Annotated in this window: 21 protein-coding genes and 1 riboswitch; of the genes, 13 read left to right on the top strand and 8 right to left on the bottom strand. The window is 67.0% G+C overall.

Going from position 1 to position 22,121, the window contains the following annotated elements:
- Positions 1-43 precede the first annotated feature (43 nt).
- The 4 genes from DDT93_RS22770 to DDT93_RS22755 are packed head-to-tail and all read right to left on the bottom strand — an operon-like array spanning position 44 to position 3,187.
- Positions 44-397: a YigZ family protein gene (locus DDT93_RS22770; RefSeq protein WP_109468206.1), complete on the bottom strand. Its 354-nt coding sequence runs from the start codon at positions 395-397 to the stop codon at positions 44-46.
- A 39-nt stretch (positions 398-436) separates the two neighbouring features.
- On the bottom strand, positions 437-1,093 hold the full coding sequence (locus DDT93_RS22765) for a class I SAM-dependent methyltransferase (protein ID WP_109468205.1): 657 nt from the start codon (positions 1,091-1,093) through the stop codon (positions 437-439).
- A gap of 4 nt (positions 1,094-1,097) precedes the next feature.
- On the bottom strand, positions 1,098-2,345 hold the full coding sequence (locus DDT93_RS22760; RefSeq protein WP_109468204.1) for a DUF3419 family protein: 1,248 nt from the start codon (positions 2,343-2,345) through the stop codon (positions 1,098-1,100).
- A complete protein-coding gene (locus tag DDT93_RS22755; RefSeq protein ID WP_109468203.1) occupies positions 2,345-3,187 on the bottom strand; it encodes a UDP-2,3-diacylglucosamine diphosphatase in 843 nt (280 codons plus the stop codon). The genes DDT93_RS22760 and DDT93_RS22755 overlap by 1 nt, the downstream gene beginning before the upstream one ends.
- A 427-nt stretch (positions 3,188-3,614) precedes the next feature.
- Here DDT93_RS22755 and DDT93_RS22750 point away from each other — a divergent pair, with 427 nt between their 5' ends.
- The 6 genes from DDT93_RS22750 (at position 3,615) to rpsD (ending at position 8,877) form a co-directional block, all read left to right on the top strand.
- Entirely contained in the window at positions 3,615-4,376 is a 762-nt protein-coding gene (locus tag DDT93_RS22750; protein WP_109468202.1) for a helix-turn-helix transcriptional regulator, read from the top strand.
- Positions 4,373-4,852, top strand: a complete 480-nt coding sequence (locus DDT93_RS22745; protein ID WP_109468201.1) for a prepilin peptidase — start codon at positions 4,373-4,375, stop codon at positions 4,850-4,852. Before DDT93_RS22750 ends, DDT93_RS22745 begins: the two co-directional genes overlap by 4 nt.
- A gap of 27 nt (positions 4,853-4,879) precedes the next feature.
- Positions 4,880-5,065, top strand: a riboswitch (cobalamin riboswitch).
- Between the two features lie 52 nt (positions 5,066-5,117).
- Positions 5,118-5,801: a 5,6-dimethylbenzimidazole synthase gene (bluB, locus tag DDT93_RS22740; RefSeq protein WP_109468200.1), complete on the top strand. Its 684-nt coding sequence runs from the start codon at positions 5,118-5,120 to the stop codon at positions 5,799-5,801.
- Between the two features lie 128 nt (positions 5,802-5,929).
- Positions 5,930-6,901 (top strand): lipid A-modifier LpxR family protein, encoded by a 972-nt coding sequence (locus DDT93_RS22735; protein ID WP_232825545.1) that lies wholly within the window; start codon positions 5,930-5,932, stop codon positions 6,899-6,901.
- Positions 6,902-7,000: 99 nt separating this feature from the next.
- A complete protein-coding gene (locus tag DDT93_RS22730) occupies positions 7,001-8,062 on the top strand; it encodes a Hint domain-containing protein (protein ID WP_109468199.1) in 1,062 nt (353 codons plus the stop codon).
- Positions 8,063-8,256: 194 nt separating this feature from the next.
- Entirely contained in the window at positions 8,257-8,877 is a 621-nt protein-coding gene (gene rpsD, locus DDT93_RS22725) for a 30S ribosomal protein S4 (protein ID WP_109468198.1), read from the top strand.
- 186 nt (positions 8,878-9,063) lie between these two features.
- On the opposite strand, the gene lepB is transcribed toward rpsD, so the two are convergent.
- On the bottom strand, positions 9,064-10,113 hold the full coding sequence (gene lepB, locus DDT93_RS22720) for a signal peptidase I (RefSeq protein WP_109468197.1): 1,050 nt from the start codon (positions 10,111-10,113) through the stop codon (positions 9,064-9,066).
- Between the two features lie 268 nt (positions 10,114-10,381).
- Entirely contained in the window at positions 10,382-11,485 is a 1,104-nt protein-coding gene (locus tag DDT93_RS22715) for an Acg family FMN-binding oxidoreductase (RefSeq protein WP_109468196.1), read from the bottom strand.
- Between the two features lie 313 nt (positions 11,486-11,798).
- Between DDT93_RS22715 and DDT93_RS22710 the strand changes: the two genes are divergently transcribed.
- Positions 11,799-13,214, top strand: coding sequence for a homospermidine synthase (locus tag DDT93_RS22710; RefSeq protein WP_408607962.1), 1,416 nt, complete (start codon positions 11,799-11,801; stop codon positions 13,212-13,214).
- 13 nt (positions 13,215-13,227) lie between these two features.
- Here the strand turns inward: DDT93_RS22710 and DDT93_RS22705 are convergent, their stop codons facing one another.
- Entirely contained in the window at positions 13,228-14,334 is a 1,107-nt protein-coding gene (locus DDT93_RS22705) for an acyltransferase family protein (protein WP_109468194.1), read from the bottom strand.
- The gene (locus tag DDT93_RS22700; RefSeq protein WP_157960262.1) at positions 14,331-15,287 is read right to left on the bottom strand and encodes a sterol desaturase family protein; all 957 of its coding nucleotides are present in this window, start codon (positions 15,285-15,287) and stop codon (positions 14,331-14,333) included. Before DDT93_RS22700 ends, DDT93_RS22705 begins: the two co-directional genes overlap by 4 nt.
- A 213-nt stretch (positions 15,288-15,500) precedes the next feature.
- Between DDT93_RS22700 and hisC the strand changes: the two genes are divergently transcribed.
- The 6 genes from hisC (at position 15,501) to DDT93_RS22670 (ending at position 22,105) form a co-directional block, all read left to right on the top strand.
- Positions 15,501-16,586: a histidinol-phosphate transaminase gene (hisC, locus tag DDT93_RS22695; protein ID WP_109468192.1), complete on the top strand. Its 1,086-nt coding sequence runs from the start codon at positions 15,501-15,503 to the stop codon at positions 16,584-16,586.
- Positions 16,583-17,512 (top strand): prephenate/arogenate dehydrogenase family protein, encoded by a 930-nt coding sequence (locus tag DDT93_RS22690; RefSeq protein WP_109468191.1) that lies wholly within the window; start codon positions 16,583-16,585, stop codon positions 17,510-17,512. Before hisC ends, DDT93_RS22690 begins: the two co-directional genes overlap by 4 nt.
- Complete coding sequence (locus DDT93_RS22685) at positions 17,512-18,354, top strand: extensin-like domain-containing protein (RefSeq protein WP_109468279.1); 843 nt, start codon at positions 17,512-17,514, stop codon at positions 18,352-18,354. The genes DDT93_RS22690 and DDT93_RS22685 overlap by 1 nt, the downstream gene beginning before the upstream one ends.
- Before the next feature lie 42 nt (positions 18,355-18,396).
- A complete protein-coding gene (locus DDT93_RS22680; protein ID WP_109468190.1) occupies positions 18,397-18,927 on the top strand; it encodes a gamma-glutamylcyclotransferase in 531 nt (176 codons plus the stop codon).
- Between the two features lie 70 nt (positions 18,928-18,997).
- Positions 18,998-20,176, top strand: coding sequence for a biopolymer transporter ExbB (locus tag DDT93_RS22675; RefSeq protein ID WP_109468189.1), 1,179 nt, complete (start codon positions 18,998-19,000; stop codon positions 20,174-20,176).
- A gap of 3 nt (positions 20,177-20,179) precedes the next feature.
- Complete coding sequence (locus DDT93_RS22670; RefSeq protein WP_109468188.1) at positions 20,180-22,105, top strand: peptidoglycan -binding protein; 1,926 nt, start codon at positions 20,180-20,182, stop codon at positions 22,103-22,105.
- Positions 22,106-22,121 lie beyond the last annotated feature (16 nt).

Genomic DNA, 22,121 nt, shown 5'->3' with positions numbered 1-22,121 from the left:
ATTCACCCCCGGGATATTTCGGACCCAAAGAAGCGGGGGAAAGTCAGCGGTCCAGCTGCTCGAGACAGAGGCGGACGGCCTCCTGCACGTGGCGGAAGCGGTCGCCGCCGAGGTGCTTGCCGCCGTACCATCGGGTGACCACGATGATCCGGTTCATCACCTGCTCGCGTTCGAGCATGCGCAGGATGATGTTGCCCGCGCCGGATTCTCCGTCGTCGTTCTTGAGCGGGCCCGCCTCGGTCAGCAGGGCCCATGTGTTGTGCGTGGCCTTGGCGAATTTCTTGCGGCGCTTCAGCTCGGTCAGGAAGGCCCTGGCCTCCGCCTCGGAGGCGCAGGGGCCGGAGGAGACCGCGTATTTCGAGCCGCGGTCGCTGATGATGTTGTCCAGAACCAGCATGGGGCGGTCCTAGCCGCCCCCATGCCGGCGGGCAAGGCCTCAGACCCGGTGCAGCACCGCGTAGTGGGAATAGCCGCGGTAGAGCGGGGTGAAGTCGAGGCGACAGCCCTGCGCCCGGGCGATGGCGCCGAGGCGCGCCTCGAAGTCTTCGCGCGGGGTGACGTGGAAACGGGCGAGCCAGGCCAGCAGCAGGCGCCGGAACAGGCGGGGCAGTCGGGCCTGATCGCCGAAGTCTACGAGGTGGAGCGAGCCGCCGGGACGCAGCTGGGCCAGCGACGCGGTCACCGCGGCCTCCCAGTCGGGGATCATCGAGAGTCCGAAGGAGATCACGATCCGGTCGAAGCCCCTGCGGTTGAACAGGCTCTCGCCGTCGAAGGTGCAGGCATCGGCCTGGGCCAGGCAGGCGGACCGGCCCAGCGTCGCTTCGGCCGAGCGCAGCATCTCGCGCGAGATGTCGAGGCCGAAGAGCTCGCGCCCCGGATAGGCGCGCCCGATAAGGGCGAGGTTGCGCCCGGTGCCGCAGGCGACCTCCAGCACCCGGTCACGCGGGCCGGGTGAGAGGTCGCGGATCAGGCGGTCGCGCCCCAGCAGGTAGTAGCGGCGCGTCAGGTCGTAGATCAGCCGCTGGTAGCGGTAGGTGCGGTCCATCAGCTCGGCGTGGCCGAGCCCGTCATCGGGAGAGGCGGTGAGGCTCATCGGGTCAGCCCTCGAAGCGGTAGAGGTGGAAGCCGCCGTAGATGGCCGAGCGGTCGGCGGCGAACCCGGCGCGGGAGGCAGGAGCGTCGTAGCGCCAGCGGTCGAGCAGGGCGGGCGCCACGCGGCCCGGCAGGATGTCGTCGGCGCCGCCGGTGCGGAAGATGACCCGGGCGCCGGGACGCGCGGTGCGGGTGATCTCCTGCCAGAGCGCGCCGAGCTGGTCGTCGGTCATCCAGTCCTGCGCGTCGAGCAGGACATAGGCGTCGAGCGAGGCGGCGGCGCGGGCGGCGAGCACATCGGTCATCGAACGGTTGAGCGCGGCGACACGCGTCGCCATCCGCGAGACGGTGGCAAAGGCCGCCGGGTCGAGGTAGGGCGGCAGGGCGCGCGGGCCCTCCTGCTTGTAGTGGCGGGCAAAGGCCTGCCAGGCAAAGTAGTTCTGGTCGATGGGGAAATCGCAGACCAGCTTGCGCAGCCGTTCCCGCAGCACCGGCAGCACGTCGCCGCCGCCGTCGCGGGCCAGCTTGTCATACTGTGCCGGCGGGATGCCGAGACCGAAGAGCGCGGCGCGGCGGCGCGCCAGCCACTGCACCGCAGGCTTCTCGAAGAGCGGCGCAAGCTCGCGGTCGAAGTAGTCGCGCTGGGCGCCGAGGGTGCGGGCCCGGAGCAGCGGGGCGAAGTCGACACCGCCCAGCCGGGCGACAAGGTGGCTGGCCCCGATGAAGCGCCCGAGCAGGCCGAAGCGGTAGGCGCCCCGGGCGAAGATCGAGATGCGGCGGCGCAGGCCGGCGCGGCCCTCCCAGTAGCGGCGGCTGGTGCGGTCGAGCAGGGGGGCGATGCAGCTGTCGTAGAGCGCGAGGTTGGCGGCGCTGTCGGCCCCGGCGAAGAAGCTCTCGAACTCTTCCTGGCTCAGCACCCGGGCGGCGGCCAGCTTGAGGCGTAGCAGGGCGACATGGGCGGGCGAGAGGTCGACCGCGGTCAGCGAGCCGGGGCGCGCGGTGAGGTAGGACATGGCGTTGCAGCCGCCCGAGGCGATGCAGATGATATCCTCGCCGGGCGCAAGTTCCAGCGCGGTCATGTCGACCACCGGGTCCTCCCAGATCTGGGCGTAGACGAGGCCGTGGAACAGCTGGGAGAACAGTCGCTCGAGCAGGCCGGTGGTGGTCTGCGCGCCGTTCTGGTGCACCGCGGCGCCAAGCTGGGCGGTGACCGAGGGCGCGGTGGCGGTCGCGGCGGACGGGGAGGGGGGCATCAGGCGGCTTCCTGTTCTTTCTCTGGAGCGGCGGCGGGAGTTTCGCCCGCCTCGGCGCGGCGGCGGGCCATGCGGCGGCGACGCGCGCGCGCTTCCTGCTCGCGGTTGCGGGTTTCGGCGGCCCAGTCGATCAGTTCGAGCGTGCCGTCCATGCGTTCGACGACGGCGGTGCAGCTTTCGACCCAGTCGCCGGTGTTGATGTAGTCGAGGTCGCCGATGCGGCGCATCGAGGCGTTGTGGATGTGGCCACAGACGATCCCGTCGTAACCGCCACGCCGGGCCTCTTCGGCCAGCACGTTCTCGTACTCGCTGATGAAGTTCACCGCCTGCTTGACCTGGCCCTTGGCCCAGTTCGACAGCGACCAGTACTGTCCGCCCCAAAGGCGGCGCGCCCGGTTCAGCCAGGTGTTCAGCCAGAGCGCGAACTCGTAGGCGCGGTCGCCCACATGTGCCAGCCACTTGGCGTTGACCACGATGGCGTCGAACTGGTCGCCGTGGGTGACCAGCAGGCGGCGCCCGTCGGCGGTGACATGCTCGGCGCGCTGCATCACCTCAACCCCGCCGAAATGGGTGCCGAGGTAGGTACGCATCATCTCGTCGTGGTTGCCGGGGATGTAATAGATGCGGGCCCCGTCATGGGCGCGGGCCAGCAGTTCCTGCACCACGTCGTTGTGCAGCTGCGGCCAGAACCATCCGCGTCGCAGGCGCCAGGCGTCGACGATGTCGCCGACCAGGTAGATCGACTCCGCCTGGTTCCTGGACAGGAAGTCCAGCAGCATCTTCGCCTGGCATCCCGGGGTGCCGAGATGGGTATCGGAGATAAATATTGTGCGGTGGAGCATCTCTCACCCCAATATTTTGACAGCGTTGCAGGAGGGGTAACGGCTGGAGGAATCGGTTTTATGACATCGCGCTGAAAAACGCGCGGGCCCGCGGGAGGCGGCTCACGAGGGCAGGGGCGGGGCCCGGTCGGACCCGGCCGCCGGGGCGCGCAAAGGGGGTAGATTCGGGGTTCGGGGTGTCGCCGTCGTTTCCTGATCGGAAACGAAATGCCGATTATCGCAGGGATATTTCCGGTTTCATGTGGATAAATCGCGATTTTTGCAAGGTTAACGCGATCTGAGACCTCGGCACGTTACTTTTGACCGAAACGTGGCATTATCTGGGCAGTGACGTGTTTGGTCACAGTATCGAGTGTTTTGGTAAGGGGTTTGACGCGTGGGTCTATTTGGTAGTGCAGACGGTCGCGCCACGCGGCGTACGGCAGACATGGAATCGGGCGTGCTGGGCACCATCGCCGCATGGTGCGACGCGCTCCCGAAACTCTCGGACCCGGACGCCGCGTTGCGCGCGCTGGCAGACTGCCTCGACGCGCAGACCGTCGCGCTGACGCGGACGCCGGTCTCCGGCGGCGGCTCGCGGATCAGGGCGCATGACGTCGAACGCGACCCGGCGGCGCTGATCTCGGGGGCGCGCAGCGTCATGGGCGCGTGGTTCGGCAAGGCCCGCCCGGGCGTCAGCTGGGTCCGGTCTTCGGTCGACAGCCCCTGCGACACCCAGCTTCAGTCCTTCCTCGACCGGCGCGGCCTGGCCGAACTGGTGGTGATCCCGCTGCACAGCGCGCCGGGCGCACAGGACGCGCTGGAGATCGGGTTCCGCAGCGCGGTCCGTCCCTACCGTCTGGCGCTGCTCAAGCTGCTGGCGCAGGCGCTCGCCCGCAGCTGGACGCCGGATGCCGCGCATCGCTTCCTCGACGGTCTTTCAGTGCACGAGGCGCTGACCGAAGTCGCGCGCGAAGTGCCGATCCTCGGCATGGACAATCCCGCCGGGCTCAGCCGGGCCGAGTACCGCATCTGCCTGCTGCTCAGCACCGGACGCCCGGTTAAGAGCGTACAGGCCGACCTCGGGATCAGCGACTCGACGCTGCGCACCCACCTGCGCAATATCTACGCCAAAACCGGCACCAGCGACCTGCGCGAACTGGTCGGCACCTTGTCGCGCCTCGACGGTCGGGCGGGGGCGCGGGCATGATGGCGGAACTCGACTACCTTCCCGCACTGCTGGCCCTGCCGGTGCTGGTGGCCGTGGCCTACAACGACATGCGATTCATGCGCATCCCCGGCTGGCTGCCGGTGGTGCTGGCGCTGATCTTCCTCCTGACCGCGCCGATGATCGGCTGGGACGAGACGGTCGCGCGCATCGCGGTGGCGCTGGCGGTCTTCGTCCTCTGCTTCTTCCTGCAGGTGATCCGCGTCATGGGCGGTGGCGATGTCCGTACCCTCAGCGCCATCATGCTGATCGTCCCCAGCGCCAGCCTGCTGTTCTTTCTCCAGTGCTTCTCGATCGCACTGGTGGCCGGTTGCCTGATCACCCTCGTTCTGCATCCGCGCCCGGTGCCGAGCGACAACGGCTGGGCCGCATCCCGCGCCCGGGGCCACCTTCCGATGGGCCTCTCGGTGGCCATCGCGGGCTTTGCCCTCGCCAGCCTCGGCCTCGTCAGCCCCTGATCCGCTTGCGCGGGACGATCCCGCGCGTTAGCCATTGTCCTGTCTGGTGCCACGACCCGCGAGGGCGTGGAGAATCGGGAACGCGGTGCAAATCCGCGACGTGCCCAACGCTGTAAGGTGGACGGGACGGCACATGCCACTGGCCGCAGGGCCGGGAAGGCGCCGCCCCGAGTGAAACCAAGTCAGAAGACCGGCCAGGCAGGATGGACCTTTCCGCGCGGACGGCGGAACGGTCGCCGTTTTCTGCCTGACAGGGGATCATGTCATGACGCAGTCACCCGTTCTCGCCCCCGCGGGGCCCTTCTCGACACCCGAGCGCGAGGCCGTCTACCGCGCCATCCACAGCCGGCGCGACGTGCGCAGCCAGTTCCTGCCGGACCCGATCGAGTCCGGCGTGCTCGACCGGCTGCTGCTGGCGGCACACCACGCGCCCTCCGTGGGGCTGATGCAGCCGTGGAATTTCATCCTGATCCGCAACGCGGCGGTAAAGGCCGAGGTGCGCGCCGCCTTCACCCGCGCCAACGACGAGGCGGCGGCGATGTTCCCCGAGGAGCGGCGCGCGCTCTATTCCTCGCTCAAGCTGCAGGGGATCGAACAGGCTCCGATCAACCTCTGCATTACCTGCGACCGCTCGCGGGGTGGCCCGGTCGTTCTGGGCCGGACCCACAACCGCGACACCGACCTCTACTCGACCGTCTGCGCGGTCCAGAACCTCTGGCTCGCCGCCCGGGCCGAGGGCATCGGGGTCGGCTGGGTCAGCATCTTCCGTGACAGCGACCTGCGCCAGATCCTCGGCCTGCCAGAGCACGTGGTCCCGGTGGCCTATCTCTGTCTCGGCAAGGTCTCCGAGCTCTACGACGAGCCCGAACTTCAGGCCAAGGGATGGGCCCGGCGCCGCGCACTGGAGGACCTCGTGTTCGAAGACAGGTGGCCCGCGCCCGGCGACTGAGCGCACCAATTCGGCGCCAAAGTATGGAATTCGGCAACACCTGTCGGATTTCTGCCTCCTCGTCTGGCAAGCCCGGCGCCTGCGACCTAGGTTGCCCGAGGAACGAACCATCTCCTCTGGATCCCCCTATGTTGCATTGCCTGTTCAGGCCGTTCGCGGTTGCCCGTTGTCTCGTGTTCATCCTCGCTCTGCCCCTCGCCGATGGCGCGGCGGCGCAGGTCAGCACGCCCGAACCGGCGCTCACCGACACGATGCACCGGACCCGGATCGGCTATGGCCGGCTGCTGAACAACGACCTCTGGGGCGACACGCAGGACCGCTGGCACACCGGCTCGTTCAGCTCCTCGCGGGTCTGGGGCTATTCGTGGCAGGGCCAGCTGCCCAGCCAGCTTGGCGAGCTGCTCGAACTGCGGCTGCACGGCGAGATCATGGCGCCTGCCAACCTCGAACATCCGAAGGCAAACGACCGGCCCTATGCGGCGGCCCTTAGCGTCGGCCTGCACAGCCACGCGGAATTCGCGGGTATCGAAACCGCGGTGGGCGCGGACCTGGTGGTGATCGGGCCGCAGAACGGGCTCTCCCACTTTCACGAGGATCTGCACTCGACGATCGGGTCGCACGATACCGACACCGCCTCGTCGACCCAGATCGGCAACACCATCCGGCCGACCCTCGTGGCCGAATTCGGCCATACCTTCGAACTCTCCGACAAGGTCTTCCTGCGCCCCTTTCTCGAAGCACGGGCCGGGGATGAAACCCTCGTGCGCGTCGGCGCGGACATGAGCATCGGGCGGATCGGGCAGGGCGAACTGCTGGTGCGCGACAAGGTCACCGGCCAGCGCTACCGCACCATCTACAACGCCGATCCCGGCCTGACCTTCATCCTCGGCGGCGACATCGGCTATGTCTCCGAGAGCGTCTACCTGCCCGAGGACCGCGGCTACGAGATGCTGCACGACCGCCACCGCATCCGCGCGGGCCTGCACTGGCAGGGCGATGCCTCCTCGGTGTTCTACGGCGTCACCTACATGTCCGAGGAATTCTCGACCCAGAGCGAGGGGCAGGTGGTCGGCTCGCTGCGGCTGAAGCTGCGGTTTTAAGGACACGCTTCAAGTCCCGGGAAACGAAGGGCTTTCCCTGCGGCACCTGCCGGGTTAAGACCGGGGCAATAACAAGGAAAACGGCAGGCATACGGGCAGATGAAAACGGGCTTTCGGGGCACGTTCGTCATTTCCTGGTCGCAGACGGACATAGACGGGCTTGAGGCCGCGCCCCTCGATGCGCTGCAGGTCGGGGCGGCCTGGTCCTGGCGCGGCGAGGCCGTGCAGGTGGATGGCCCCAACGACGTTCTGCGGCTGGAAGGCGCGGAGGAGGTTGCAAACCTCCGCAGGCACGCGGCACGCAAGGTGCGGCGGCTGGTCGGTGCCGCCATGTCCGACGATCCCGCCACCGATGCCGACGACGACGATGCACCGCTGCGCGATTGCAGCTTTGTCGTCACCAACGGGGCCCAGAGCTTTACCGTGACCCTCATTGAAACCGGGCCCGGCCGGGTGCCGCTGCTGATGTTCCTCGACAGCCTGCCGCCCCGTAACGCCGAGCTCTGGGTGGTGCGCCACACGCTCGACGCGGTGAGCGAGCGGCGCGACCCGGACGCCCCCGGCGTCATCTGCTTCACCCCGGGAACGCGGATCGCGGTGCCGGGCGGCACCCGTCCCGTCGATGACCTGCGCGAGGGCGACCTCGTGCTGACCCGGGACAACGGCCCGCAGGAAATCTGCTGGACAGGCCAACGCCGCCTCAGCGGCGCGCGCCTCCACGTGATGCCCTGGCTGCGGCCCATCCGCTTCGGCCCCGGTGCGCTGGGGATCGAACGCCCCGACGCGGCGCTGCTGGTCTCGCCCGAGCACCGGATGCTGGTGAAGGGCCGCGCGGCGCGCGCCCTGTTCAACACCGACGAGGTCCTCGTCTCGGCCAGCGCGCTGGTGAACGACCGGACCATCCGCGTGGACACCCGTCTGCGCGAGGTGACCTACATCCACCTGCTGCTGCCCAGCCACCAGATCATCTGGGCCAACGGGGTCGAAACCGAGAGCTTCCACCCGGCCCACGCGGACCTCGACGAACTGGGGGAGGGCGACCGCCGCCGCCTGCTCGAGACGAAGCCGGGGCTCGACCGCGATCCCTACCTCTATGGCGCCTTCGCGCGCCGCAACCTCACGCGCTCCGAGGCGGCGATCCTCGCGCACGAGGCAGCGTAAGCAGGGCTGCAGCGCCAATCCGGCGAAGACCTGTTGACTCCCCCGAAACCCGCGATATAAGCGCGGCTTCATTGGTGTTGGTGGCCCCCGCGAGGGGATGCCTGTCGGGGTGAGGCCGGATCGGCCGAACGCCAGAGGACAACGCCCTTCATAGCCGACAATCCTGTCGGCGTCCGCAACGAAGGAGATCAGCCGTGACCAAACGCACGTCTGCCAAGTACAAGATCGACCGCCGCATGGGCGAAAACATCTGGGGCCGTCCGAAGTCCCCGGTCAACCGCCGCGAGTACGGCCCGGGCCAGCACGGCCAGCGCCGCAAGGGCAAACTGTCCGACTTCGGCACCCAGCTGCGCGCCAAGCAGAAGCTCAAGGGCTACTACGGCGACCTGACCGAGAAGCAATTCCGCCGCATCTACGCCGAGGCAGAGCGCCGCAAGGGCGACACCGGTGAAATCCTCATCGGCCTGCTGGAGCGCCGCCTGGACGCCGTCGTCTACCGCGCCAAGTTCGTGCCGACCATCTTCGCGGCCCGTCAGTTCGTGAACCACGGCCACGTTCTGGTGAACGGCAAGCCGGTGAACATCCCCTCCTACCGCGTGAAGGAAGGCGACGTTATCGAAGTTCGCGACAAGTCCAAGCAGATGGCTGTCCTGCTCGAGGCCACCCAGCTGCCCGAGCGTGACGTTCCCGACTACGTCGAAGTCGACCACTCCAAGATGGTCGCCACCTTCGTGCGCACCCCGGGCCTCGGCGACGTGCCGTACCCGGTGATGATGGAACCGCACCTCGTCATCGAATTCTACGCGCAGAACTGATCTGCGCCGAAGCCGAGACAGAAAGGCCGCGCCCCCGGGTGCGGCCTTTTTTCTTGGAGGTCACCGCAGGTTGTGTTGGTCTATCTTGTCCTGTGCGCCGGACTGTCTGGGCAAAGCGTGGTGAGGGTCGGGAAGGAGGCCACCTTCCAAATCTCTCTTATTATCCTCTTTCGGAATGATGCGGCCCTAGTTCAGCCACTTTAGGAAACGATCTGCGCGCCATGTCCAGAATGCTCCAAGAGACCGTCCTGCGGACGAAAAGATAACAACGACAGGTTTCGCAACAAGGCTATCGGTAGGTACAAAGCCCATCCCACCTTTCGCTAGGCCAGTCCGGCTGTCGTTCGAGTTGTCGCGGTCATCCCACATGAAGAACAATCGCCGCTCAGGCACAGTGTATTCGCCGGTACTATCAAGCGCCGACTGCATGATGCCGAGTGTGTCGTAGGTGGTCCCGGTCGGAAGGGTCTCGGTGAACTGCTGTTTTATGCAAGGCTCGCCGAAATTCTTTGGTCGATTGACGCATCGCGGCAGGTATCCCATTGCCCCTTGCGGTTCATAAGACTCAACAAAATCTGCACGTTTCTCACGTTGGACGAGCTGCCCGTTCAAGGTGATAGACCCATCCTTGATCTGCACACGATCGCCTTCAACCGCGATCAAGCGAGCTATTAGAATGCTGCCTGTCCCTGGGTGACCGAATACATATAGGTTCCCTTTCTTGAGTGGTTCTGCAGCATCTACTGGTTTTGCCACCAGATAATCCCCGACGAGGAAAGTCGGTTTCATGCTGTTTGATGGGATCCAGTACGGTTCCCAGAAAATGCGGGACACGATGAGTGCGCCAAACAGAACGGTAAGTCCTTGACCGACCCTGTAGCGCCGCTCTGGTGGCCAAGCAGTGGCCTGGTCAGGTCTTCCCTTTGCCAAGCCAATCCAGAAGGTTCCGGCCAATCCCACTATGGGCACCAGCGTCAGGAGAACCCAAAGTCCGCTGCGGCCAAAGTCATGAAGACGGCGCACGGTAACAGAGACCACTAGCACCAGAAGAACGGCTTCTGCCAGCAAGACCACATCAAAGATAGGTGAGTAAGATGGCACGACGTAGAAGCAATTTATGGCAATAGCAAAAATGACAAGCAGGACCCAGTAATTCGCGCGGGTCGCGGTGCCGCTCCAGTCAAATGGTTTTAACATGCTATCCTGTCTGACAAAGTCGCGTATGAAGAAACTCATACCGCCAATTATTGTGGTCCGCTCGGTAGGAAGACTGCTTTATCTGCCATTCACAAGACAGTGTATTTGCCTTTTCAACATGAAACCGGGAGGATTTCTGTCGCTCCTGTCTCAATTGGGCAAACCAATAGCCGTTCCAGAACCCACCGTTCTTGGAAGCAAGCTAACAAAAGCGGCCGATGGCCATCCCCAGCGACGGCTCCGTCCGCTCTTCCGCCCGACCCAGTCTGCAGACATCCCTAGGCCATCAGCAGCGCTGCGCCTCTCCTCAGGCCATCACGGTCTCGACCGGGCGGCGTGGTGAATAGGGCAGGGTGGGCCCGTAGCCAAAGCGCACCACGAGGTTCGGGCGCTGGCCCGGCAGCCCGACCATCGCCGCCAGCGCCGGGCGCATCCATGCCACCTCGACCGGCTGGTTGACGAAGGCGCTCTTGATGCCCCGCGCGGTCGCGGTCAGCAGAAAGCGCTGGGCGACGCGGCCCACCTGCACCCATGCCTGCGGCCCGCTCTCCTCGGCCACGAAGACCGCGAGCCCGGAGGACGAGGTGACCTGCTGGGCGATCTTGTCGGTCTCCGCGTCCGGGTCATAGAACAGGTCGAAGGCGCGCGGCCCGATCCAGTCGGGCAGCGAGGGGTTCCCCGTCGCCGCCGTCAGCAGCCCGTCGCCGTTGTTCATGGCCGAGGTCGGGTTGTAGCGCATCCACGACTTCAGCTCGGCGCGGAACTCGGGGTCGGCGGTCTGCGCCGTATTGGCAGCGACGATCAGGTCGCGCATCTGGCTCCGCTCGCGCGGCTCCGTCATCAGGGCGAGGTTGATGCCGGGCGCGGTGCCCGCATCGACAAGGGCGATCATGTCGTCGATGGGCACCGGGCGCGCGTCATAGGTGCTGCGGGTCGACTGCCGGTCGACGATGGCGGGGAACAGCGCGTCGGGCCGTGCCTTGCCCGGCCCCAGCGATGCGGTGACCTCGCCGCTGGCGTCTGTCTCCATGTCGCAGGACCAGCCCAGCCCCATTGCGGCGACCGCCAGCGTCTCGGCGGCGCAGCCGAGGCTGACGAAGAGGTGGTGGTCGTCGGGGTCCACCACGGGGGTCCGCCGGTTCAGGTCGGGTTGCAGCAGCAGCCGGTTGCCCGCCGCCGCGCGAAAGGTCCACGGCTGGGTGTTGTGACTGTTCGGCGCCAGCGTGGCGAGCGCGACAAGCTGGCTCAGGTCCGTGGCGGTGTCGGGCAGACGCCGGATCGACGCCATCCACTCGCCGTATTCCTGCAGCGTGCCCATGTTCTTGCGGACCACCAGCGCACCTGCCGCGCCAGAGGCCACGGCGGCCATCAGCCCGGTCTGCAAGATATGTCGGCGCAGGACGTCTGCCATTCGCTTCCCTTTGACCCACTCGCTACGCCATAGCATGCCGCGACATGCGAGGTGTTTGATTTCGGTCATGTTCCGGGCGGGACGCCCGCTGCCTCGTGGCCCCGTTGCAACATCTGGTGACGGGGTCGTCTTGTCTGTCGGCGCCCGAACCGGCGCTCCATTTGCTCGATAAGTGGAGGATATACGATCGCCCGCATAGCGTCACGCGGTCTTCATGCTAAATCAACTTGAGTCGTACCCTGCGCCGCTGCATGGACGACATCAGACCCGCCGCTACCTTGACCGGTACTGTCAGCCCAGGGAGAGAGTGTACGTGACCCATCCTGTCTATGGCCGCATCGAGGGCCCCATCGTCATCATCGGCTTCGGCTCCATCGGTCGGGGCACGCTCCCGCTGATCGAGCGGCACTTCGACTACGACGCGGACAAGCTCGTCGTGATCGAACCGAACGACGACGTGCACAACTTCCTGCACCAGCGGAAGATCCGCCACCTGCAGACCGCCATCACCAAGGCGAACTACCGCGAAATACTGGGCGAGATCTTCGCCGAGGGCCGCGGCTTCTGCGTCAACCTCAGCGTGGATACCTCCTCGCTCGACATCATGCGGTTCTGCCGCGAACTCGGCGTGCTCTACATCGACACGGTGGTCGAACCCTGGGAGGGGTTCTACTTCGAGACCACCGAGAACGCCGACCGCACCAATTACGCGCTGCGCCAGAGGGTGCGCGACGAGAAGGCGGCGCACCCCGGCGGACCCACGGCGGTCAGCTGCTGCGGCGCCAACCCGGGTATGGTGAGCTGGTTCGTCAAGGAGGCGCTGCTGACGCTGGCCCGCGACACCGGCCGCGACGCGACGCCGCCGACCGACCGCGACGGCTGGGCCGCTCTGATGCAGTCGCTTGGCGTCAAGGGCGTGCATATCGCCGAGCGCGACACCCAGGCCCGCCGCACCCCGCGCCCACGCGGCGTTTTCGTCAACACCTGGTCGGTCGAGGGCTTCATCGCGGAAGGCTTCCAGCCCGCCGAACTGGGTTGGGGCACCCACGAGACATGGTTCCCCGAGAACGGCCACAGCTACGAGACCGGCTGCCAGTCGGCCATCTGGCTCGAACGCCCCGGCGCCATCACCCGCGTCCACACTTGGTGCCCCACACCGGGGCCGCAGTTCGGCTTTCTCGTGACCCACAACGAGGCGGTGTCGATCTCGGATTACTACACCGTCGGCGACCCCGGCAGCCCGGAGTTCCGCCCGACCTGCCACTATGCCTACCACCCCTCCGACGACGCTGTGCTCAGCCTCCACGAGATGTTCGGCTCCGGCAAGCAGCAGACCAAGCACCACATCCTGACGCCCGACGAGATCGTCGAGGGCATCGACGAACTGGGCGTGCTGCTCTTCGGGCACGAAAAGAACGCGCTCTGGTACGGCTCGCGCCTGTCCAATGCCGAGGCGATCGAGCTGGCGCCCTACCAGAACGCGACCGGCCTTCAGGTCACTTCGGCCGTCCTTGCGGGCATGGTCTGGGCACTCGAAAACCCCGAGGCAGGCATCGTCGAAACCGACGAGATGGACCACGCCCGTTGTCTCGAAGTGCAGCGGCCCTACCTCGGCCCGGTAGAGGCCCATTACACCGACTGGACACCGCTGCAGGACCGGTGGGAGTTGTTCCCCGAGGATATCGACGAGAGCGACCCCTGGCAGTTCCGCAACGTGCTGGCCAGCTGACCTTAGGCGGGGTTCAGGCGCGGCGCGGCCGCGCCTGTTCCACATCGCCATCCATCCGCAGCCGCGCGATCATCCGGCGCTGTGCGGGAAGCGTCCGCTCGAACACCTGAGCGAAGGCATAGCACCCCGCCAGTGTCGCACAGAGCAGGAGAGCCGCATCGACAGGGAAAGCCCCCGTTTTCGGCAGGGTGCCCCCGAAGAACTGCAACAGCGGGTAGTGCAGCAGGTAGAGCGAGAAGCTGCCACCCGCGAGCCAGCGGATCGCCTTGCCGTCCCGCTCTGTCGGGCCCAGCAGCCGCGCCATGCCCAGCAGGTGCAGCGCGAAGGCAATGCCGATCAGCCCGTTCCAAAGGAACTCGTCCGAAAAGCGCAGCACCCGGCCCGGCGGCACCGAGAGGATCGTCTCGGTCAGCTCGCGCAGCAGGCCCGGCACTCCGAACCAGAGCGCGGCGGCATAGGCCAGCGGTGCCGAGACGGCCAGCCCCAGGGCGACGGAGCGCGATGGCAGGCGCCCGTCCGACAGCCTGCGCCAGACCCAGACGCCCAGCAGCCACGAGGGCATCAACAGCAGGATGTTCACCCCCGCCAGCAGCGCGCCCGCCGCCAGCAGCACCGCGCGCCGCGTGCCTCGCAGGTAGAATCCGATGGCGAAAAGCGCGTAGTAGGCCACCTCGTAGCTCAGCGACCAGTAGGGCCCGTTGGTGCCGAGACGGCGATCGAGGCCCGCCCATTCGTTGCTGAAGGTCAGACCGCGCAGCAGCATCTCGGGCAGGGGGAGCGGCGCGTAGAAGGGGGCATAGTAGAACCCGGGCGCCAGTGCCGCCCCGGCGCGGTCCAGCACAAAGCCGACCAGCAGCGTCGGCAGGGCCACCGACATCACGCGCGTCAGCCGGTTGAAGGCGAAACGGCCAAGGGTCGGGTCCTTCCGTTCCGCCGAGAAGGCGATGACCAGCCCGGAAAGCACGAAGAACACCACCACCGCGTCCGAGCCAAGGTTCAGGTCCCGGATCCAGCCGAGGTGGCCACCGGTGAAGCGTTCGTAGCCAAGGTGCGACAGCACCACGACCAGCGCCGCGCCAAAGCGCAGGGCGTCGAGGTAGAGTGAAAAGCCCCGGGTCATTCCGCCGGCGTCACCCGGTCGCCGGGCGCGGGCTTGGGGCGGCGCAGCGTGGCCAGCGACTGCCGGATCGGCGTCATCAGCGCGGCCGCAAGGGTCGGGTGCAATTGTTCGATCTCGTTACCCTCGGCATCGCCCAGCCCGAACCGCAGGGTCTCGCGGCCCTCGGGGATGTAGAGCGTGCCGAACATCCAGTCCCAGATCGCAAGAACCTCGCCATAATTCTTGTTGTAATGCCGCAGCTCGACCGAATGGTGCACCTGGTGCTGGGCGGGCGAGATGAAGACATGTTCCAGCACCCGCCCGAAGCTCAGCCAGACGTGGGTATGCCGCAGGTTCGCGCCAAGCATGTTGAACGCGAAATAGAAGGCGTTGATCCCCATCAGCTGGGTCACGCTGATCGTGCCGGTGAAAAAGGACAGCAGCAGCCCCTGAACCGTGCCGAGGATCAAGCCTGTGGCGAACGACGAGATCACGTCGTAGATCGGATGCTTGCGGTAGACGGTAACGGGGGTCATGACCTCGGCGCTGTGATGCACCGCGTGAAACGGCCAGAGCGTCGGGAACTCGTGGTGCAGGCGATGCACCCAGTAGACCGAGAAATCGCTGCCAAGCAGCATGATGAGGGCGATCAGGACCGGAGACAGGCTCCCGTCGATGATCCGGCCGCCAAGGTGATCGACGATGGTGCTGGAAATGACGGCACCGACCCCGATGACCTGAAACATCCCGAAGATGCGCAGCAGCCGACCAACAAGGAACAGCTGGATATCCACCATGTGCGAGCGGTGCAGGTAGATCTCGGCAGGGAACAGCCAGCGCAAGAAGCCGCCTTCGGACTTCTGGTGGCGGTAGACCACGAAGGCGATCAGCAACATGGTCACGATATAGAGCGGCCACAGCCGGCTTGCCGTGCCACCGATGGCCATCTGAAATGTCGACAGGATGTCCTGCATGTCCCGGCGCGCCCCGTTGATCCCTGCGGTCCCTGACCGCGCCTCTTGGGGTGGCAGGGTTTTCGGGCAGGAAGATGGCATAGTCCTGACATCTTCCCGAATTCCGTTGCACAGGCTCCGCAGGTCATGGCGGCTATTCCCGGAGGGCGATGAAATAGATCTGGCCTTGGCATTCCCGCAGAACTATTACCGCGCGGAACATCGGGGGATGATATGGGTAAGATCGAACCGCAGCCTGGCATCATGAACATCGCTCTCTACCAGAGCGGTGCCGCGCATGTGCCGGGCGTCGACAACGTGATCAAGCTGTCTTCGAACGAGAACCCCTACGGGCCCAGCCCGAAGGCGGTGGAGGCCGTCCGCAACGCGGCCGCCCAGATGCACCGCTACCCCAACACCGACCACGCCAGCCTGCGCGCCGCCATCGGCGAGGCGCACGACATGGATCCTGACCGCATCATCTGCGGCGTCGGCAGTGACGAGATCATCCACTTCCTGTGCCAGGCCTATGCCGGTCCGGGTGACGAGGTGCTGCACACCGAACACGGGTTCAGCATGTACAAGATCAGCGCCATGGCCGCCGGGGCGACCCCGGTCGAGGTGAAGGAACGCGAGCGGGTGACCGATGTGGACGCCCTGCTGGCGGGCTGCACCGAGCGCACCAGGCTGGTCTTCATCGCCAATCCGAACAACCCGACCGGCACCATGATCAGCGAGGCCGAGGTGGCGCGGCTGGCGGACAACATCCCGCCGCAGGCGATCCTCGTGCTCGATGGCGCCTATGCCGAGTATGTCGAAGGCTTTGATGCCGGCAAGGCGGTGATCGATGCGCGTTCGAACGTGTTCATGACCCGCACCTTCTCCAAGCTCTACGGGCTGGGCGGCATCCGCGTCGGCTGGGGCTATGGCCCGCGCGAGATCATCGACGTGCTGAACCGCATCCGGGGTCCGTTCAACCTCTCGACCGTGGCGCTGGCCGCGGCCGAGGCGGCGATCCGCGACACCGCCTATGTCGAGAAGTGCCGTGCCGACAACGCGCGCCTGCGCGCATGGCTGGCCGAGGCGCTGGCCGAACTGGGCGTGGCCTCCGATACCTCCTGCGCGAACTTCATCCTCGCCCGCTTTGCCAGCAAGGCCGAGGCCGAGGCCTGCGATGCCCATCTCCAGTCCGAAGGTCTGATCGTGCGGCGCGTGGCGGGCTACAACCTGCCCGAGGCCCTGCGCATCACCGTGGGCGACGAGATTTCCTGCCGCCGCCTCGTGGCGGCTGTCCGGGCATTCAAAGGCGGTGCCGCGTGAGCGAGAGGATCTACGACCGCGTCGCCCTGATCGGGCTGGGCCTCATCGCCTCTTCCATGTTCTGGGCGATCAAGCGCAACGCGGGCATCGTGGGCGAGGTGACGGGCTATGCCCGGTCCGAGGCCACCCGTGACACCGCGCGCCGCATCGGCCTGTGCGACCGGGTCTGCGACAGCGCCGCCGAGGCGGTCGAAGGCGCCGACCTCGTGGTGCTCTGCGTGCCGGTGGGCGCGATGGGGTCGGTGGCGGCCGAAATCGCGCCCTTCCTCAAGCCCGGCTGCACCGTGTCCGACGTGGGCTCGGTCAAGCGCGACGTGATCCAGTCCGTCGGTCCGTATCTGCCCGAGGGCGTGCACTTCATCCCCGCCCACCCGCTGGCCGGGACCGAGCATTCCGGCCCCGAGAGCGGTTTTGCCGAGCTCTTCGACAACCGCTGGTGCCTGATCGTCCCGGTCGAGAACACCGACCCCGCCGCCGTGACCAACCTGCGCGCCTTCTGGGAAGCGCTGGGCGCCAACGTCGACGAGATGGACGCCGACCACCACGACCTCGTTCTGGCCGTCACCAGCCATACGCCGCACCTGATCGCCTACACGATGGTCGGCGTGGCCGACGACCTGCGCCGCGTGACCGACAGCGAGGTCATCAAGTACTCGGCTGCCGGTTTCCGCGACTTCACCCGCATCGCCGCGAGCGATCCGACCATGTGGCGCGACGTGTTCCTCACCAACAAGGACGCGACGCTCGAAATCCTCGGCCGCTTCACCGAGGAACTCTTCGCACTCCAGCGGGCGATCCGCACCGGCGACGGCGAACAGCTGTTCGACTATTTCACCCGGACCCGGGCCATCCGGCGCGGGATCATCGAGGCCGGGCAGGACACCGCCGCCCCGGACTTCGGGCGCTCTCACAAGAGCGGTTCATGATGGCCCGGCTGCTCCTCTCCGCCCTTGCCGCCTTCGCACTTGCTGCGATGCCGGGCATGGCCGGGGCGCCGGAGCAGTCGAAACGCCCCGTCGCGCGCGGCTCCGGTGCCGTCTCCGCCGTCCAGGAACCCGCTGGCGCGGTGCAGGAGCAGGTCGTCGCGGCCATCTCCCAGCTGCGACCCCTGATCCGTCCGCCCTCGCCACAGGACCTGATCGCCCGCGAACTTCCCAGCGGCGCGGCCTTTGCGGGTATGGACAGCTCCCTGCGCCCCTGGCTCCGGCCCGAGAGCATGGTCGAACTGGCGATGGCGCAGCGCAAGCTGCGGCGCAACGGCGCGGTCTGCGGCGATATCTCGATCCAGGGCGAGCGCGAGGGCAGGGTACGGTCCCGCACCCGTGGCTGCGGCATCAAGGACGCGGTGCGCATCACCTCGGTCTCGGGCGTCTCGCTCAGCCAGTCGGCCCTGCTGTCCTGCAACGCTGCCAAGGCGCTGAAGAAATGGGTCGACAAGGGCGTCCAGCCCGCCTTCGCCAGCGAGGGCCCGGTGGTCAAGCTGCAGGTCGCCGCCCATTACACCTGCCGCCCGCGCAACAACCAGAGCGGCGCCAGGATATCCGAGCACGGCAGGGGCAACGCTATCGACATTTCCGCCTTCATCCTGCAGAGCGGGAAGGTGGTCAGCGTCCTGAGCGACTGGACCGGGGGCGGCCCGCTGGCCGACAGCCGCAAGAAGGCCTGCGGAATCTTCAAGACGGTTCTCGGGCCCGGATCGGACCCCTACCACGGCGACCACTTCCATCTGGACGTGGCGCAGGACCGCAGCAGCACCTACTGCCGCTGAAACGATGGGGCCGGACGTGAGCGCACAGGGGCAGGCAGGGCGATGACGATGTGGGTCTTCGGCTACGGGTCGCTGTTGTGGAACCCGGGCTTCCCGGTGGCCGAACGGGCGCTGGCGAGCCTCGAGGGCTACGCGCGATCCTTCTGCATGCTCTCGATCCACTATCGCGGCACCGAAGAGGCCCCGGGGCTGGTCCTGGCGCTCGACGCGGTGCCCGGCGCGCTCTGCCGCGGGGTCGCCCTGCGCGTGGCCGACGGGGCAGAGGATGACACCCTGGCCTACCTGCGCGAACGCGAGCTGATCTCCTCTGCCTACGTCGAAAAGCAGGTCGCCCTGCACCTCGACGACGACCGCCGGGTCGAGGCGGTAACCTACGTGATCGACCCGTCGCACCGGCAGTACTGCGGTGGCATGGCACTCGAGGAACAGGCCCAGATCATCGCGGCGGCACATGGCCAGAACGGCCCCAACAGCGAGTATCTTTTCAACACCACGGACCATCTGGCGGAACTCCGGCTGCCCGACAGCGATCTTGACTGGCTGGCGGCGCGCGTTCGGGCCATTCTTGGATAAACCCTTGGCGTTATGAGTGTTCTCTCGTTAACCTACGACTTGAGCAGACACCTGGGCAGGAGCTGAGCTAATGGCGCAGCCGGACGGCAAACAACGGCCGCAGTTTTCGCAACCCATTCAGCAGATCATCTCGATGGTGGTAGCGATTGCGCTTGCCTCCTTCGGGGCGTTCATCGCCTTGCCCAGCGTCCTGCCGGTGTTCCTTGCCAACCTCTACCTCAACGGCTTCATCGGCATCGTCTTCCTGATCGGCGTGCTCTCCTGCTTCTGGCAGGTGTTCCAGCTGATGGTCTCGGTGCGCTGGATTGAGGGCTTCGCCGCGGGCGAATCCGACAGTTTGAACCACCCGCCGCGCCTGCTGGCGCCGCTGGCGGCGCTGTTGCGCTCGCGCGGGGCGCGGATGCAGCTCTCGTCCGCCTCGACCCAGTCGATCCTCGACTCTGTCGCGACCCGGATCGACGAGGCGCGCGAGATCACCCGTTACGTCGGCAGCCTGCTGATCTTCCTCGGCCTGCTCGGCACCTTCTACGGCCTCGCGACCACAGTTCCGGCGGTCGTCGACACCATCCGCTCGCTCGCGCCGCAGGATGGCGAGAGCGGCCTTGCCGTGTTCAGCCGCCTGATGTCGGGCCTCGAGGCCCAGCTCGGCGGCATGGGCGTGGCCTTTTCCTCCTCGCTGCTCGGTCTCGCCGGGTCGCTCCTCGTGGGCCTTCTCGAGCTCTTCGCCGGGCACGGGCAGAACCGCTTCTACCGCGAACTCGAGGAATGGCTCTCGACCATCACCCGCGTCGGCTTTGCCTCGGGCGAGGAGGGCGCCTCGGAATCCGATATCATGTCGGGTATGCTCAACAGCATGGCCGAGGAGATGGACGCCCTGCAGGAAATGTTCGTGGCCTCCGACGCCGGGCGTCAGGTGGTCGAGGCCAAGCTGGGCGACCTCGCCGAGGCGATCGGCCAGATGGTCGACCGCATGGACCAGAACGAGGGCATCACCGCCGCGCTCGAACGGGTCGCGCTGGGGCAGGAGCGGATGCTCGAAGCCATGCGCGAGCAGGGCAGCGGCGAGGGTATCGACGCCGAGAGCCGGATGCGCCTGCGCTCCATCGACGTCCAGATGCTGCGTATCCTCGAGGAGATCTCCGCAGGCCGGCAGGAGAGCATGACTGAGCTGCGCAAGGATATCGAGATGCTGGTCAAGGCGCTCGGCCCCGCGCGCGCGCCGATCCGCCGCCGGGCGAACGAGGAGTAAGTCATGGCCCTGTCGCGCCGCACCGGGAACAGGTTTCAGGCGAACATCTGGCCGGGGTTCGTGGACGCGATGACCGGGCTCCTGCTGGTCATGATGTTCCTGCTGACCATCTTCATGGTGGTCCAGTTCGTGCTGCGCGAAACCATCTCGGGGCAGGAGACCGAACTCCACAACCTCTCTGACGAGATCGCGGCGCTGGCCTCGGCGCTGGGGCTGGAAGAGAAGAAGTCGAGCCAGCTCGAGGCCCGCATGGGCGCGTTGAACGCCACGCTGGGCCAGACCCGCGACGACCTTGAGGCGGCACAGAGCGAGCTGCAGCAGAAAACCAGCCTGATCGCCTCGCTGACCGCCGAACGCGACCGTCAGGATGCGGCGCTGTCGCAGGCCCGGACCCAGATCACCGATTTCGAGGCGCAGGTCGCCACGTTGCTGGCATCTCGCAAGGACGCGCTCGACAACGTCGCGCGTCTGGAGGGAGAGCGGACCGACCTGCTGAGCGAACAGGACCGGCTGAACGCCGCGCTGGCCCAGAGCCGCAGCGAGATGGACGCGCAGACCGAGGCGGCCCGCCTCGCGGCCGCCCGGCGCGAGGCGCTCGAAGCGCTGGTCGCGGACCTGCGCAAGGACAAGGCCGCGACCGAAGCCGAGGCCCAGTCGCTGACCGGTCAGGTCTCGGACCTGCAGGCGCAGCTGAGCGAGGAAGAACAGGCGCGCCTTGCCGAGGCCGCCGCCGCCGAGGCCCTGCGCAAGCGGCTCGAAGACTCGCAGGCCGAACTGACCGCGATGACCATGTCGCTGGAAAGGCAGCGGCAGGAGGCCGAAGACACGCTGACCCTGCTGGCCGCCGCGCAATCGGCCAAGAAGGATCTCGACGCCCAGCTTCTGGCGGCGCTGTCGCAGGCCGACAGCGCCAGGCAGGACCTCGAGGCCGCCCGCGCCGAGGCCGAGGCGAACGCCGAGAGCCAGGCCCAGACGCAGGAGCGCCTGCAGGCGGCCCTGTCGCGGCTGGACGAGGCTTCGGCCGAAGCCACTGACAAGGACGAGTTGCGCAAGCGCCTGATGGCGGCGCTCGCCGCTCAGGAGGCCGCCGAGGGCCGGGCCGAGAACCAGCTGAGCCTCGCCGAACAGCGCGCCGTGTTGTTGGCCAAGGCGCGCGAGACACTGGCCGACGAGACCGAGAAATCCGCCGAGGCCCAGAGAGAGGCGGCACTGCTGAACCAGCAGGTCGGCGCCCTGCGCAGCCAGCTGGGCGAACTGCAGGCGCTGCTGGACGATTCCGTGGAACGGGACGCCGCCCAGAACGTGCGCATCCAGTCGCTGGGGCAGGACCTGAACGCCGCGCTGGCCCGCGCCGCCGCCGAGGAACGCAAGCGGCGGATGCTGGAAGAGGCCGAGCGCAAGCGGCTGGAGATCGAGCGCGAGAAGCTGGCGCAGGAGGCCGAAACGCTCAAGTCCGAGGCGAAGGACCTCGAACTCTACCGCTCCGAGTTCTTCGGGCGCCTGCGCGAACTGCTGGGCAACCAGCCGGGGATCCGGATCGAGGGCGACCGCTTCGTCTTCTCTTCCGAGGTGCTGTTCCCGCCGGGCTCCGCCGACCTCTCGTTCGACGGGCAGGGCGAGATCGCCAAGGTGGCCAGTATCCTCAAGCGGGTGTCGCAGACCATCCCGCCCGAGCTCGACTGGATCATCCGGGTCGACGGGCACACCGACGACACGCCCCTGATCGGTGGCGCGCGCTATGCCGACAACTGGGAACTGAGCCAGGCGCGGGCGCTCTCGGTGGTGCGCTACATGGTCAACGCGCTCGGCATCCCGCCAGAGCGGCTCTCGGCCAACGGGTTCGGAGAGTTCCAGCCGATCAACCCCGCCGACACGCCCGAGGCGCGCGCCCAGAACCGCCGGATCGAACTGAAGCTGACCGAGAAATAGGCCAGTCCCCGAGCGC

It is taken from the genome of Albibacillus kandeliae (assembly GCF_003116585.1).
GTDB lineage: Bacteria > Pseudomonadota > Alphaproteobacteria > Rhodobacterales > Rhodobacteraceae > Albibacillus > Albibacillus kandeliae.
The sequence above is the reverse complement of the archived record's forward strand: the minus strand, read 5'-3'. Positions and strand labels throughout refer to the sequence as shown.

Excerpts from the sequence above, each read along its gene's own strand:
- DDT93_RS22770 (WP_109468206.1), bottom strand. The coding sequence starts at position 397 with ATGCTGGTTCTGGACAACATCATCAGCGACCGCGGCTCGAAATACGCG.
- DDT93_RS22765 (WP_109468205.1), bottom strand. The coding sequence starts at position 1,093 with ATGAGCCTCACCGCCTCTCCCGATGACGGGCTCGGCCACGCCGAGCTG.
- DDT93_RS22760 (WP_109468204.1), bottom strand. The coding sequence starts at position 2,345 with ATGCCCCCCTCCCCGTCCGCCGCGACCGCCACCGCGCCCTCGGTCACC.
- DDT93_RS22755 (WP_109468203.1), bottom strand. The coding sequence starts at position 3,187 with ATGCTCCACCGCACAATATTTATCTCCGATACCCATCTCGGCACCCCG.
- DDT93_RS22750 (WP_109468202.1), top strand. The coding sequence starts at position 3,615 with ATGGAATCGGGCGTGCTGGGCACCATCGCCGCATGGTGCGACGCGCTC.
- DDT93_RS22745 (WP_109468201.1), top strand. The coding sequence starts at position 4,373 with ATGATGGCGGAACTCGACTACCTTCCCGCACTGCTGGCCCTGCCGGTG.
- bluB (WP_109468200.1), top strand. The coding sequence starts at position 5,118 with ATGACGCAGTCACCCGTTCTCGCCCCCGCGGGGCCCTTCTCGACACCC.
- DDT93_RS22735 (WP_232825545.1), top strand. The coding sequence starts at position 5,930 with ATGTTGCATTGCCTGTTCAGGCCGTTCGCGGTTGCCCGTTGTCTCGTG.
- DDT93_RS22730 (WP_109468199.1), top strand. The coding sequence starts at position 7,001 with ATGAAAACGGGCTTTCGGGGCACGTTCGTCATTTCCTGGTCGCAGACG.
- lepB (WP_109468197.1), bottom strand. The coding sequence starts at position 10,113 with ATGAGTTTCTTCATACGCGACTTTGTCAGACAGGATAGCATGTTAAAA.
- DDT93_RS22715 (WP_109468196.1), bottom strand. The coding sequence starts at position 11,485 with ATGGCAGACGTCCTGCGCCGACATATCTTGCAGACCGGGCTGATGGCC.
- DDT93_RS22705 (WP_109468194.1), bottom strand. The coding sequence starts at position 14,334 with ATGACCCGGGGCTTTTCACTCTACCTCGACGCCCTGCGCTTTGGCGCG.
- DDT93_RS22700 (WP_157960262.1), bottom strand. The coding sequence starts at position 15,287 with ATGCAGGACATCCTGTCGACATTTCAGATGGCCATCGGTGGCACGGCA.
- hisC (WP_109468192.1), top strand. The coding sequence starts at position 15,501 with ATGGGTAAGATCGAACCGCAGCCTGGCATCATGAACATCGCTCTCTAC.
- DDT93_RS22685 (WP_109468279.1), top strand. The coding sequence starts at position 17,512 with ATGGCCCGGCTGCTCCTCTCCGCCCTTGCCGCCTTCGCACTTGCTGCG.
- DDT93_RS22680 (WP_109468190.1), top strand. The coding sequence starts at position 18,397 with ATGACGATGTGGGTCTTCGGCTACGGGTCGCTGTTGTGGAACCCGGGC.
- DDT93_RS22675 (WP_109468189.1), top strand. The coding sequence starts at position 18,998 with ATGGCGCAGCCGGACGGCAAACAACGGCCGCAGTTTTCGCAACCCATT.
- DDT93_RS22670 (WP_109468188.1), top strand. The coding sequence starts at position 20,180 with ATGGCCCTGTCGCGCCGCACCGGGAACAGGTTTCAGGCGAACATCTGG.